We start from the raw sequence: 12,541 nt of genomic DNA on the forward strand, positions 1-12,541 counted from the left end.
CGACCCTGTACTGCGGAACTTTGGGGGGCGTCATGAGCCAGGTAGCCGAGGTGCGAAGCCAGCCCAGATGGGCATCCGGCCCGTCACTGCGCCCACGCGCGGGGGCCATTGATGCATCTGCGCATTCCGTTTCGCTGGCAATCGACAATCTCGCGCCGGTTCGTCAGGCATTTGGTGAATCAGCGGCCCAAGAGGCGATGCAGGGCCTGTGCCGGCTGATCGAGCAATCCTGCGGGCACCCCGGTGGCACGGCTGCGCCCGATGGCGACGGTTCGGTTGTACTACACCTTCCGCATCACAGCTGGCCGCAGGGCGGCGACATGCGCTGGGCAGACAGTTTCTGCCGGCGCCTGCCACGCCACGGTTTCGACACGCAATCGGGCACAATCCATTTCTGGGCGAGCCCCCGTCCAGCGCCAGACGAGCGCACGAGCGCCCCACCCGGCGCGCCCTTCTTTTTCGGCAACACCAATGCCAGCAACTCCGCCTGGGCAGCGCAGTATTGCGCCGATATGGCGGCTGCGGCGCGCCTGCTGCCCCATGCGCCGGAACCGGGCGTGCACGGTGCGCGCGCCAGCGGCCTTGCCTGGCAACCCATATGCGATACCGAGGCGCCAGACACGATACTGTATCAGCAAAGTCTGTTGCGCGTGGCCGGGGCAGACGGCACGCCGCAAAATGCCGGTCCGCTATCGTTCGCCATGGAGCGACTCGGCTTCGCCCGCTGGGTCGACCACCATGTGGTGCTACAGGTAATAGAAGAACTGGTCGCCGCGCCGGACGTGACCCTGGGCGTTCCCTTGTCCGTACAGAGTCTGCGCGCGGATCGCTGGTGGAACACGATCCAGGCACGGCTGGAGGCGACGCCCGGCCTGGCCAGTCGGCTCGTACTGGAAATTACGGAAACCGCGCCGTTAACCGATATATCGCCCGCCGTACAATTTGTGAGCAGCATGCGCCGCCTTGGTTGCCGCTTTGCGCTGGCCGGTTTTGGCGCGGGCCATGCCTCGCTCCGCCAGTTGCTCGCACTCACCCCGGATTTCGCGAAGATCGATCCCCTCTTCGTGCATCGCGCGACCCTGTCAGCGCAGGGAGAGGCGCTGTTGTTCCACCTGATCGGCGCTGCCTCGGCGATCGGTGCGACGGTTATCGTCGACGGCGTTGAGACACCCGAGCAGGCGGCACTGGCGCGCCAGGCGGGCGGGCGCTGGCAGCAGGGCCATCATTGGGGTTGCCCCAGCCTGATCCGCCCCTGGCGCACGCGATTGCCGGTCAGCGTCCGCCCTGGCCTCCATTGCCGGGAGGTGCAGCATGCAGATGCATGAAATCGATCGCGACGCGGGCGCAGCAACCACGCTCGCCTTCCGCACGCCGGCCGAGGATCGCGCGGCGCTCGAGGCGATAACCGTGGCACCCGAAACGGAGGAAGAGCGCGAAACGCCCCCGCCGATTCTGGGTGTTGTGCTGCTGGCTGCCGCGCTGGTCTGGATCATCGCCGGCTGGCTGGTGTGGCGGGCACTGCCATGATGCAGTCCAGTCGCCTGGCCCGCGCCATCCTGCCCCTCTTGCAGCGGTAGAGTCGCCATGCCTTTAGCCAATCTTCTGCTGAAGTCCGATCCCGCGGGCGCCCGGCCGCGGGTAGCGCCGCTCGCCTCGGCGTCAGTCCATTATTTGCGCGGACCTGCCACCGATGCTGGCCGGCGGATTGAATCGGGCAAGGCCGAAGCGGAAATCTGCCTGTTGCTGGCAGATTCAAAGCTCGCCTCCAGAGTGACACGCGCGCTGACGGAGCTGGCCGCCCGAGTGACAGCGTTCGACAACGCTATCGAATTCCAGCAAGCCTGCGAACTGCCCTTCAACGGCGTGGCCATCATCGACGCACGCCTGCCGGGTCTGGACGGCCTGTCACTCTATCGCTGGATGCGCGACCACGGCAGCACCGCCGGCGCGATCTTCATTTCGGCCAAACCCGACGTAGCGTTCACCGTGCAATGTATGAAAGCGGGTGCGGAGAATGTGTTTGCGCTGCCGCTCGACATGAACGAACTCAAGGCATCGGTTCTGTCTGCGCTGGCCAGTGCGCAGCGGCGCTGCGTGGATAACCGGGCCGCCCAGGCCAAGCAGACGGTGCTCGCAAGCCTTACCCCGGCCGAGCGCAAGGTGATGGCGTTGCTGCTCGAAGGCCATCTGACCAAGCAGATCGCGGCAATCCTGGGTCGCAGCGAATATACGATCAAGATCCATCGCGGGCGCATCCTCCGCAAGATGGGCGTTCCATCGACAGCCGCACTGATCAAATTCTTTCTCGACGACGGCTCGGCTGATCCCGGGCGCCTCGCCCTGCCGGGACGCGAAGGCCTACAGGGCAGCCACGATCACTCCATCCCCCGCTGACGAAGATGAGGTTCCACCATGCGTAAAATTGCCGCCGCGGTCACGCTGGGTCTGCTGATATCACCCCCGGTTCTGGCGCAGGCTATCCGCACCACCCCTTCCATGCGACCCCACGGCTCGGCCTATGCGGCGACAATCGGTGGCCCGCTCGGCAACCCGGACGAAGAGAGTGGCAGGCGCCTGCGCAAGCGCAAGCCCGGCTATTGGTGGGCGGGCCTCGCCGTGCTGGCCACCGCAGGCGTGATCGTGGCCGCATCGAGCGGCGGCAGCCCAAAGAGCCCCTGATCCACCGCCGGGGCGGGAAATTTGCTTTGACATGGCTCGCCGGCGCGACGACACATGTCGCGTCGGAACGGGAGAGAATCCGGTTCGCCGGATCGCCGAAGGAGCAACCGCCCCGGAAACTCTCAGGCAAAAGGACCGTCCGCACAACAGATTCTGGAGAGTAGCGCGAAGGCGCTCGCCGACGGGATAGCGATCTCAGGCACAAGGACAGAAGGGGCCCGAATCTCTCTATCGTATTAGGAGCCAGGGTGTCACTGTCGCATGCGGAAAACACGGTCGATCCGCGCATTGGATCGATCAGCATCACCGACGTGTTCAGCATTGGGATCGGGCCGTCGAGCTCGCATACCGTGGGGCCGATGCGCGCTGCCGAGCAGTTCGCGGCCTGGGCGCTGGGCGAAGGCACCGTGGTGTCGGTGGCGTGCGACCTGCACGGCTCGCTCGCGCTGACCGGCAAGGGCCACGCCACCGATCGCGCCGTGATCCTGGGCCTTGCCGGCGAACGCCCCGACGGGGTCGATCCGGATGCCGTGGAGGCGATCGTCGGGAAAGTCGCGGCCGAACAGCAGCTGCTGCTGGGCGGCCGGAGCGCCATTGCCTTCGATCCCGATGCCGATATCCGCTTTCACAAGCGCAGCTTCCTGCCTGCCCATCCCAACGGCATGCACTTCACTGCAACGCTCGACGATGGCAGCGTGCGCGAGCGCATCTATTATTCGATCGGCGGCGGCGCCATCCTGCGCGATGGTGAGGCGGCATCGGTATCGGCGCGCTCCAACCATGGCTTTGGCAGCGCCCGCGACATGCTGGCGCGCTGCGATGAGCTGGGCACCGACATTGCCGGGCTGATGCTGGCCAATGAGGCGGTGTGGCGCCCCGAGGCCGAGACGCTGGCCTTTGTCGATTCGATCCGTGCGGCGATGATGGCGTGCGTCGATCGCGGCATGGCGCAGCAAGGCGTGCTGCCCGGCGGGCTGAACGTCGCCCGGCGCGCCCGCAAGCTGCACCAGGCGCTGCTCGCCCGCGGCCCCCGGATCGAGCCGGCCTCGGTGCTCGAATGGGTCAGCCTGTGGGCGCTCGCGGTGAACGAGGAGAATGCCGCCGGCGGCAAGGTCGTCACCGCCCCCACCAACGGCGCGGCGGGCGTCATCCCGGCCGTGCTGCGATATTATGAGAGCTTTGTCGGCAACGCGACGCCGGAAGGCAGTCGCCGCCTGCTGTTGACGGCGGCGGCAATCGGCATTCTCTACAAGCTGCAGGCGTCGATCTCCGCCGCCGAAATGGGCTGTCAGGGGGAAGTGGGCGTCGCCTGTTCGATGGCGGCGGCGGGGCTCACCGCCGCGCTGGGCGGCAACAACCTCCAGATCGAGAATGCCGCCGAGATCGGCATGGAGCATAATCTGGGCCTGACCTGCGACCCGATCGGGGGGCTGGTGCAGATCCCCTGCATCGAGCGCAACACGATGGGCGCCGTGAAGGCGATCAACGCAGCGATGCTGGCGCTGCATGGCGACGGGTCGCACAAGGTGTCGCTCGACGCCGTAATCGAGACGATGCGCCAGACCGGCCGCGACATGGCCTCCCAATATAAGGAAACCAGCCTCGGCGGGCTCGCCGTAAACGTCGTCGAGTGTTGACGGCGCGCCATTTGCCCGCCCCGGCCGCGCGCGATAAGGTCGTGCGATGACTGACCTTCTGCGCGAACCCGACGGCTTCGTCGAACCCGTCTCCACTCGCCTCGGCTATTTGCTCCGTCGTGCGTCGCTGGTGATGATGGCCGATCTGGGGGCGACGCTGGCCGAACTCGACCTGCGCCCGGTGGAAGCGACGCTGCTGATCCTGATCGGCGCCAATCCGGGTTGCAGCCAGAGCGAGCTGGGGCGGCGGCTGGCAATCAAGAGCGCCAATATGGTGCCACTGATCGCCGGGCTGATCGCCAAGGATCTGGTGCAGCGCAGCCCGCTCGACGGTCGTTCGACCGCGCTGTCGCTGACCCCGGAAGGCGCGCGGATGCGGGACGCCGCCGAAGCCGCGATGGACGCGCACGAAGCGCGCTTTGCCGAGATCGTCCCGCCCGAAGAACGACCGCTGCTTGCCGCAACGCTGAAACGGATCGCCGCGCGCTGACGCTACACCTCCGTTGACGTTGGATACGATTCGTGATGAATTGGATCCAATAGCCATAATGGAGAGGCAGATGAGTCGGATTGCTGGCAGCAGCGCGCCCTGGCCGCGCAACACCTGGTATGTCGCGGCGACGCCCGACGAATTCGCCGACAAGCCGCTCGCGCGCACGATCTGCGGCCAGCCGATGGTTTTCTATCGCGGCGAAGGCGGCGCTGCAGTCGCGCTCGAGGATTTCTGCCCGCATCGCGGTGCCCCGCTCTCGCTGGGCTTCGTCCGCGATGGCGAACTGGTATGCGGCTATCACGGGCTGGTGATGGGCTGCGCCGGCCGCGCCACCTCGATGCCCGGCCAGCGCGTCGACAAATTCTCCACCATCCGCCGCTTCGCCACGATCGAACGCTATGGCTTTATCTGGGTGTGGCCCGGCGCGTTCGAAGACGCCGATCCCGCCCAGCTCCACCATCTCGAATGGGCCGAGAGCCCCGACTGGGCCTATGGCGGCGGCCGCTATCACATCCAGTGCGACTACCGGCTGATGATCGACAATCTGATGGACCTCACGCACGAGACCTATGTCCACAGCACCAGCATCGGCCAGAAGGAAATCGACGAGGCGCCGGTCGAGACGCTGATCGAGGACGATCAGGTCGTCACCCGCCGCTTCATGGAAGGCATTCTCGCGCCGCCCTTCTGGCAGATGGCGCTGCGGGCTGCAGGCCTGCCCGACGACCAGCCGGTCGACCGCTGGCAGATCTGCCGCTTCACCCCGCCCAGCCATGTGCTGATCGAAGTGGGCGTCGCGCTCGCCGGCAAGGGCGGCTACCATGCCGAGGACCGGTACAAGGCCTCCAGCATCGTCGTCGACTTCATCACCCCGGAGACGGAGACCTCGCACCATTATTTCTGGGGCATGGCGCGTCACTTCTCGGTGGACGACGCGGCGCTGACCGACGCAATCCGCACCGGCCAGGGCAAAATCTTCGGCGAGGATCTGGAGATGCTCGAACGCCAGCAGGCCAATCTGCTGCGCTATCCGGACCGCAAGCTGATGAAGCTGAACATCGACGCCGGCGGCGTCCGCTCGCGGCTGATGATCGACCGTATCATCGCCGCCGAACAGGCCGAACCGGAGAGCGTCGCCGCCTGATTCCCAGTCGCGCTTCTTTTGCCTAGAAGGCGGCGCATGGAAGATCGCATCAAGCCCGGCCAGCATGTGCTCGTGACGCTGCGCCGCATGATCGCGGACGGCACGTTCCGGCCGGGCGAGCGCATCGCCGAAATCCCCACGGCGGCAGCGCTGGGGGTGTCGCGGATGCCGGTGCGGACCGCGTTGCGTACGCTGGAACATGAAGGGCTGGTCGAGAAGCTCGGCGCGCGGGGCTATACGCCGCGGGCGGTCAACGCCGCGGCGATCACCGGGGCGATCGAAGTGCGCGGCGTGCTGGAGGGGCTGGCCGCGCGCCGGCTGGCCGAACGCCGCCCCACCCCGGCCGAGGAACAGGCGCTCGCCGCCACCCTGTCCGAAGGCGATGCGATTTTCGCCAAGGGGCATCTGGCGGACGGCGATCTCGATCTCTTCTATCGCTATAACCTCGATTTTCACGACCGGCTGATTGCCGCCAGCGGCAACCCCTCGATCGCGCTGGCGCTGGGGCGCAACAACCATCTGCCCTTCGCCTCGGCGGCGGCGCTGGCGCTCGACTGGGACGATCTGGAAGGCGAGTATCACCATCTGCTGGCCGCCCATCACCAGCACCATGCCGTGTTCGAGGCGATCCGGGTGGGCGATGCCGACCGCGCCGAGCGGCTGATGCGCGCCCATGCCGGCACCGCTGTCGCCAACCGCAAGGCGTTCCGGATGCTGGGGGCGGGCTAGCCGGCGTCAGCGATAAGGCTGGATCACCGCCAGGTCGCCGACCTGCGCCGCCTGAAACAGCAGCCGGGCGAAATCGGGCGGCACGCCGATACAGCCATGCGTCGCCGCGCCTTCGCGGACATTGCTGGCGTGGATGGCTACCCCGTCGCGCGTCAGCCAAAGCGCGTCGGGCATCGGCGCATCGAACGCACGCGACCGATAGGCTTCGCTCTTGCCCAGAATGTGGAACGTGCCGCCGGGCGTCGGGCGGCCATCGGCACCGAACAGCAGCACCGCCGTGCCGATCTCATGCCCTCCGCGAAACACCGACAGCAACTGGCGTGCGGGATCGATCCAGATCCATAACGGCCCCGGCGGCACACCCGCCGTATTCCAGGCGAAGGCACCGTGGTGGAGGCGGCCATGAACGGCGAGCAGGCTTTCGACACGCCTTGTGCTGCCATCCGGCAGACGGAGCGTCGGCGCCGCTGCGGCAGGAAAGCGGACGCGGTCACCCGAGACAACCGTCGCCGGCCGCGTTGCTGGCGGGGGTGCGGCACGCGGCGCGGACCAGCTCCAGGCGAACGGAAGAAGCAGCGCCAGCGCGATGACAGCCTTTCCCGTCATGCCCGGATGGTGGCTGCGCGGCGCTGACGGACCCGGGCGCCGACCAAGGCCGTACCCAACAGCAACAGCGCCCAGCTGAACGGTTCCGGCACCGGCGCACCCGGTGGGCCGGAGGGTCCGCCGGGACTTCCAGGCGGCACGACGCCTACCGGGCCGCCGGGGACCACAATGCCCCCGGGCGTCGGGGAGAACGGCACGGTACTACCAGTACCGGGAGGCCCGGCCCTCTCCGCGATGCCGCCCGGCGAAGGGCTGGCAGCACCGTCAGGAACCAGACCACCGCTGCCGGGCCCCGCAGCAGGGGGGCGCGGTACCCCGGCGGCGTCGGGCGTAATCGACCAGACGGGGTGCCCCGACCCCGAACCGCCATCCGATCCGCTACCCGGAACGCCGCCGCGAATGCCGTTGCGCGCCTTGCTGTCGATGGTAACGGCGCCGCGTGCGCCGGGGGACCGCGCATCCAGCAGCGCGAACAGCGCGGCGACATCGACCTTGCCGGCATGCGCTGCCGCCGGCACCGCCGGGGCCAGCGGCGTACTGACGAGCAGCGCCGGAAGGCAGATACATGCATTTCTGCGCGCGGCACCCTTTACCGGACGCGACATGGCCAGACCTCCCCGGCGCCCGCACCGTTCGGGGCGGTGCGAAAATTACGGTTATCAGATAGATAACTGCGACGACGCGATTTGGTTTCGCGATCAGGGGAGCAACCTGCTTTTCGGCTGAGCCGATCGCTTCCAGAAAATAGCCTCTCGTTACAGAAGGTTCGCAACCGAAACGGGGCCTGCGGATTATGCAGGACGGGGCCGTGCGACCATAAGGAAAGCGAACCGCGTGAACAATGAAGAAGTCGAAGTGCGAGGCGAGGCCACCGGAGAGCCTGCGACCGACCTGAGGGACGACACCTCCTACAGCCCCACCGGAACCCCGCCGCGCAACCACTGGAAACGGTCGACGATCACCAAGCCGGGCCTCGACGATCGCAGCGGCGTGTTCTTTGCCGCGCTGCAGATGACGCGGATGCCGATGATCCTGACCGACCCGCGCCAGCCGGACAATCCCATCGCCTTTGCGAACAAGGCTTTTCTCGATCTGACCGGCTATGAGGAATCGGAAATCATCGGCCGCAACTGCCGCTTCCTCCAGGGCGCGGACACCGACCGCGACACCGTGCGCGAACTGCGCGAGGCGGTGGCGGCGCGCCAGGCAATCTCGCTCGAAATCCTCAATTATCGCCGCGACGGATCGCCCTTCTGGAATGCGGTGTTCATCGCCCCCGTGCACGACGAGAACGACGAGCTCCTCTATTTCTTCGCCAGCCAGCTCGACGTCACGCGGCGGCGCGCGTCCGAACAGGCATTTCGCCAGGCGCAGAAGATGGAAGCGATCGGCCAGCTCACCGCAGGGCTCGCGCATGATTTCAACAACCTGCTGCAGGTCGTCTCCGGCAATATCGACATCGTTCTCGCGCAGGAACAGGACGAGCGGCAGCACCGGCTGCTCGGCAATGCGGCGCGCGCGGCCGAGCGCGGATCGAAGCTGACGCGGCAGTTGCTCGCCTTTGCCCGCAAGACCCGGCTCGAGCCGCGGCTGGTCGACCTCAACCAGTTGGTCCACGATTTTGGCGACCTGCTCGATAATACGGTGGGGGCGCAGATCCGGCTGGTGACGATGCTCGAACGGCGGCTGCCCTCGGTCAATATCGACCCGACCCATCTGGAAATGGCGATCCTCAACGTGCTGATCAATGCGCGCGACGCCATGCCGCGCGGCGGCACCGTCACCATTTCCACCCGGCTGTGGAAGCTGAACGGCGATGCGCCGATGCACCAGTTGCCCGAAGGCGACTATGTCGTGCTGACCGTTCAGGACGAAGGCACCGGCATGCCCGAGGAGGTGCGCCGCCGCGCGACCGAGCCCTTTTTCACCACTAAGGGCGCCGAACGCGGGACCGGGCTGGGGCTGGCGATGGTGCATGGCTTCGTCCAGCAATCACTCGGCCGGCTGGAGATCGACAGCACGCCCGGCAATGGGACCGAGATACGGCTGCTGTTCCCGGCCGCGACAGGCAGCGTCGCCCCCCGGCCAGTCAGCCGGGCGCAGCCGCAACAGGCGGTTACCGGCGGCGCGGAGACGATATTGCTGGTCGAGGACAGCGACGATGTGCGCGCGCTGGCGCAGGAGCAGCTTGGCGCGCTCGGCTACCGCGTAGTCACCGCCGCCAGTGGTGAAGAAGCGCTGCGGCGCGTGGAAAAGGAACCGGTCGACCTGCTTTTTACCGACATTGTCATGCCCGGGGGCATGAGCGGGCTGGAATTGATCGAACAGTTCCGCAAGCTCTATCCCGACACGCCGATTCTGATGACTACCGGGTATAATGAGGATCTGGTTGCAGATATTCCGCGCGGAACCAATCTGGACGTGATAGGCAAGCCGTATCGCCGCGAGGAACTGGCCGACCGGGTCCGAACGGCGCTGGAACGGCGTTCGCCTGCGGAACGGCGGACGGGCTCTCCCTTCGGCGCTGCCGAGGCATAGCAGGCGCCGGGACGACGATCGGCCGCAAGGGGGCTGGCCGGTCGAGCCGTGCGCAGCGTATCTTCCCCCGGTCCCTAGGGAGCCGAGCGATATGGACGAAGCGAGTGCGCAAGGGGAAGAGGCCGACAGGCTTCCCGTCGCGCGCCTGATCGATAACGTCGACTGGGCCGCCAGTCCGCTGGGCCCGCGCGACCGCTGGTCCGCCAATCTGCGCGCATCGCTGGGCCTGATCCTCCCCGCCGCCACCCAGATCGTGCTGTTCTGGGGTCCGGACTTCGCCGCGCTGTACAACGACCCCTATGCGCCGACGATAGGCGAAAAACACCCCCATGCGCTGGGCCGGCCGGCGCGCGAATATTGGGGCGAGCTGTGGGACGATCTGGGACCGCTGCTCGAAAATGTCCGGGCGAGCGGCGAGACCTTTGCCGCGAAGGACCGGCCTTTCTATATCGAGCGGCGGGGCTTCGGCGAAACCGTCTATTTCGACGTATCCTATTCGGCGGTGCCCGATGATGACGGGTCGGTCGGCGGCGTTCTCTGCCTGGTTTCGGAAACCACCGAGCGGGTGCTGGCCGAACGGCGGCTGCGCGAGAGCGAAGCCGCCCTGCGCGCCAGCGAGGCGGTGGCGCGCAGCCAGACGCATCAGCTGGCCGCCATTTATGACGGCTCGCCAGTGGGGCTGGCGGTGCTGGACACCGACCTGCGCTATGTCCGCATCAACGAACTGCTCGCGGCGTGGAACGGCATTCCCGCCGCCGATCATATCGGTCGCCATGTCCGCGAGATCGTGCCCGATCTGGCCGATCAGGCAATCCGCGCGTTCGAGCGGGTACTTGCCGGCGAATCCATTACCGGCCTGGAAATTCGCGGTGTAACGCCGGGGCTGCCGGAAAGTCCCCGCATCTGGCGGCAGAACTGGGTGCCGCTCTATGGCGAGTTTGGCGCGATCACCGGCATCGCCATATCGTGCGAGGACGTGACCGACGAGCGCCGCGACCAGCTTGCGCTTGAAACGCTGAATCGCGTTGGCGCGGCACTGGCCGCCGAACATGCACTCGAACGACTGGTGCAGATGCTGACCGATGCCGGCGTCGAACTGACCGGCGCGCGGCTGGGCGCCTTTTTTCACAACAGTCTCGACGAGGATGGGGAGCGGTTGCATCTGTTCACGCTGTCCGGCGGCGACAGCAGCCATTTCGCTGCGCTGGGGCGTCCCCGTGCGACCGGCGTTTTGGGGCCGATCTTCCGCAATCAGATCATCCGCTCGGACGACATCACCCGCGATCCCCGCTATGGCAAAAACGCGCCGTTCTCGGGCATGCCGCCCGGGCATCCGGCCGTGGTGAGCTATCTCGGCGTGCCGGTCGTCTCGCGCGGCGGCGGGGTACTGGGTGGGCTGTTGTTCGGCCACCCCGAGCCGGGCCGGTTCACCGCGCGGCACGAGGCGCTGGCCGTCAGCCTGGCGGCGCAGGCCGCGGTTGCGATCGACAATGCCCGGCTGCTGGCCGATGTGCGCAGCGCGCGCGATACGCTGGAACGCCGCGTCGAGGAACGCACCGCCGCGCTGAAGGAAGCCGAGGCCGCGCTTCGCCAGAGCCAGAAGATGGAAGCGATGGGCCAGCTGACCGGCGGCGTAGCGCACGACTTCAACAATCTGCTGACGCCGATCATCGGCAGCCTCGACCTGATCCTGCGCAAGGTCGGCGACGATCCCGCGCTGCGGCGGCTGATCGACGGTGCGTTACGCTCAGCAGAACGGGCAAGCACGCTGGTCCAGCGGCTGCTCGCCTTCGCCCGGCGCCAGCCGCTGCAGATTGCGCCGGTGGCGCTGGAGGCGCTGGTCGAGGACATGGTACCGCTGCTCGAAAGCACGCTGGGACCGCAGATTGCACTGGTGGTGGCGCGCGACGAGCCGCTGGCGCCGGCGCGCGCCGACCCCAACCAGATCGAAATGGCGTTGCTCAATCTGGCAGTGAATGCGCGCGATGCCATGCCTACGGGCGGCACACTCACCATTCGCGTTGCGAGCGGTGAGGCCGGTGCGGACACGCCGGAGCTGGCGCCCGGCCCATATGTGCGGCTCGCGGTGGTCGATACCGGGACCGGCATGGACGCGGAAACGCTCGCGCGCGCGGTCGAGCCGTTCTTCTCCACCAAGGGCGTTGGCCGCGGCACCGGGCTGGGCCTGTCGATGGTGCATGGCCTTGCCAGCCAGCTGGGCGGCACAATGACGCTGTCCAGCGTGCCCGGCGAGGGTACGACCGTGGAATTATGGCTGCCGGTCAGCGACGCGCCGGTGCCCGAACGCACCATCCGCCCGTCACGCGATGCTGCGCCAGGATCAGGCCGCGTGCTGCTGGTCGACGACGAGGACGGGGTGCGCGCGACCGCCGCCGAGATGCTGCGCAGCATGGGATATGAAGTCCATCAAGCCGATTCGGCGCTCGCCGCGCTGACTCTGGTCGAGCATGGCCTGAACCCGGACCTGATTGTCAGCGACCATCTGATGCCGGGCATGACGGGCACGGAACTGGCGCGGACGCTGCGCGCCCAATTTCCTTCGGCGCCGGTGCTGATCGTGTCGGGCTATGCCGACCTCGCCGGCCTGTCGAGCGAGTTCGCCCATCTGCCCAAGCCCTTCCGCCATGCCGAACTGGCCAAGGCACTCGACACGCTGGTGCAGAAGCACGCCGCGGCGTGATTTTGCGCGTGACG

General features: G+C 67.2%; 12 protein-coding genes and 1 riboswitch. Of the genes, 10 read left to right on the forward strand and 2 right to left on the reverse strand.

The annotated features are described in order from the left end of the window. The first annotated feature begins 32 nt into the window (after positions 1–32). The 8 genes from ACT53M_RS18145 to ACT53M_RS18180 all read left to right on the forward strand — a co-directional run bounded on the left by ACT53M_RS18145 (position 33) and on the right by ACT53M_RS18180 (position 6,682). On the forward strand, positions 33–1,325 hold the full coding sequence (locus tag ACT53M_RS18145) for an EAL domain-containing protein (RefSeq protein ID WP_476235184.1): 1,293 nt from the start codon (positions 33–35) through the stop codon (positions 1,323–1,325). Continuing rightward, positions 1,312–1,527 carry a hypothetical protein gene (locus tag ACT53M_RS18150; protein ID WP_476235186.1) on the forward strand — a complete coding sequence of 72 codons (216 nt, stop codon included), beginning with the start codon at positions 1,312–1,314 and terminating at the stop codon, positions 1,525–1,527. The genes ACT53M_RS18145 and ACT53M_RS18150 overlap by 14 nt, the downstream gene beginning before the upstream one ends. A 57-nt stretch (positions 1,528–1,584) precedes the next feature. Beyond that, complete coding sequence (locus tag ACT53M_RS18155) at positions 1,585–2,394, forward strand: response regulator transcription factor (protein ID WP_476235188.1); 810 nt, start codon at positions 1,585–1,587, stop codon at positions 2,392–2,394. 18 nt (positions 2,395–2,412) lie between these two features. Next, positions 2,413–2,679 carry a hypothetical protein gene (locus ACT53M_RS18160; RefSeq protein WP_476235189.1) on the forward strand — a complete coding sequence of 89 codons (267 nt, stop codon included), beginning with the start codon at positions 2,413–2,415 and terminating at the stop codon, positions 2,677–2,679. Between the two features lie 58 nt (positions 2,680–2,737). After that, positions 2,738–2,826: riboswitch (glycine riboswitch) on the forward strand. 101 nt (positions 2,827–2,927) lie between these two features. Further along, complete coding sequence (locus ACT53M_RS18165; protein WP_476235190.1) at positions 2,928–4,316, forward strand: L-serine ammonia-lyase; 1,389 nt, start codon at positions 2,928–2,930, stop codon at positions 4,314–4,316. A 46-nt stretch (positions 4,317–4,362) separates the two neighbouring features. Next, complete coding sequence (locus tag ACT53M_RS18170; RefSeq protein WP_476229213.1) at positions 4,363–4,806, forward strand: MarR family winged helix-turn-helix transcriptional regulator; 444 nt, start codon at positions 4,363–4,365, stop codon at positions 4,804–4,806. A 70-nt stretch (positions 4,807–4,876) separates the two neighbouring features. Then, positions 4,877–5,953, forward strand: coding sequence for a Rieske 2Fe-2S domain-containing protein (locus ACT53M_RS18175; protein ID WP_476235191.1), 1,077 nt, complete (start codon positions 4,877–4,879; stop codon positions 5,951–5,953). Between the two features lie 36 nt (positions 5,954–5,989). Continuing rightward, on the forward strand, positions 5,990–6,682 hold the full coding sequence (locus ACT53M_RS18180; RefSeq protein WP_476235192.1) for a GntR family transcriptional regulator: 693 nt from the start codon (positions 5,990–5,992) through the stop codon (positions 6,680–6,682). Between the two features lie 6 nt (positions 6,683–6,688). Here the strand turns inward: ACT53M_RS18180 and ACT53M_RS18185 are convergent, their stop codons facing one another. Both ACT53M_RS18185 and ACT53M_RS18190 read right to left on the reverse strand, forming a co-directional pair. Then, a complete protein-coding gene (locus ACT53M_RS18185; RefSeq protein WP_476235194.1) occupies positions 6,689–7,288 on the reverse strand; it encodes a L,D-transpeptidase in 600 nt (199 codons plus the stop codon). Beyond that, positions 7,285–7,893 carry a PEP-CTERM sorting domain-containing protein gene (locus tag ACT53M_RS18190; RefSeq protein ID WP_476235195.1) on the reverse strand — a complete coding sequence of 203 codons (609 nt, stop codon included), beginning with the start codon at positions 7,891–7,893 and terminating at the stop codon, positions 7,285–7,287. The genes ACT53M_RS18185 and ACT53M_RS18190 overlap by 4 nt, the downstream gene beginning before the upstream one ends. A gap of 229 nt (positions 7,894–8,122) precedes the next feature. Between ACT53M_RS18190 and ACT53M_RS18195 the strand changes: the two genes are divergently transcribed. Both ACT53M_RS18195 and ACT53M_RS18200 read left to right on the forward strand, forming a co-directional pair. Continuing rightward, a complete protein-coding gene (locus ACT53M_RS18195; protein ID WP_476235197.1) occupies positions 8,123–9,826 on the forward strand; it encodes a histidine kinase famiy protein in 1,704 nt (567 codons plus the stop codon). 91 nt (positions 9,827–9,917) lie between these two features. Further along, entirely contained in the window at positions 9,918–12,527 is a 2,610-nt protein-coding gene (locus ACT53M_RS18200) for a PAS domain-containing protein (protein ID WP_476235199.1), read from the forward strand. Positions 12,528–12,541: the final 14 nt, after the last annotated feature.

It is taken from the genome of Sphingomonas sp. DMC6 (assembly GCF_056314225.1).

Excerpts from the sequence above, each read along its gene's own strand:
- ACT53M_RS18145 (WP_476235184.1), top strand. The coding sequence starts at position 33 with ATGAGCCAGGTAGCCGAGGTGCGAAGCCAGCCCAGATGGGCATCCGGC.
- ACT53M_RS18150 (WP_476235186.1), top strand. The coding sequence starts at position 1,312 with ATGCAGATGCATGAAATCGATCGCGACGCGGGCGCAGCAACCACGCTC.
- ACT53M_RS18155 (WP_476235188.1), top strand. The coding sequence starts at position 1,585 with ATGCCTTTAGCCAATCTTCTGCTGAAGTCCGATCCCGCGGGCGCCCGG.
- ACT53M_RS18160 (WP_476235189.1), top strand. The coding sequence starts at position 2,413 with ATGCGTAAAATTGCCGCCGCGGTCACGCTGGGTCTGCTGATATCACCC.
- ACT53M_RS18170 (WP_476229213.1), top strand. The coding sequence starts at position 4,363 with ATGACTGACCTTCTGCGCGAACCCGACGGCTTCGTCGAACCCGTCTCC.
- ACT53M_RS18175 (WP_476235191.1), top strand. The coding sequence starts at position 4,877 with ATGAGTCGGATTGCTGGCAGCAGCGCGCCCTGGCCGCGCAACACCTGG.
- ACT53M_RS18180 (WP_476235192.1), top strand. The coding sequence starts at position 5,990 with ATGGAAGATCGCATCAAGCCCGGCCAGCATGTGCTCGTGACGCTGCGC.
- ACT53M_RS18185 (WP_476235194.1), bottom strand. The coding sequence starts at position 7,288 with ATGACGGGAAAGGCTGTCATCGCGCTGGCGCTGCTTCTTCCGTTCGCC.
- ACT53M_RS18190 (WP_476235195.1), bottom strand. The coding sequence starts at position 7,893 with ATGTCGCGTCCGGTAAAGGGTGCCGCGCGCAGAAATGCATGTATCTGC.
- ACT53M_RS18200 (WP_476235199.1), top strand. The coding sequence starts at position 9,918 with ATGGACGAAGCGAGTGCGCAAGGGGAAGAGGCCGACAGGCTTCCCGTC.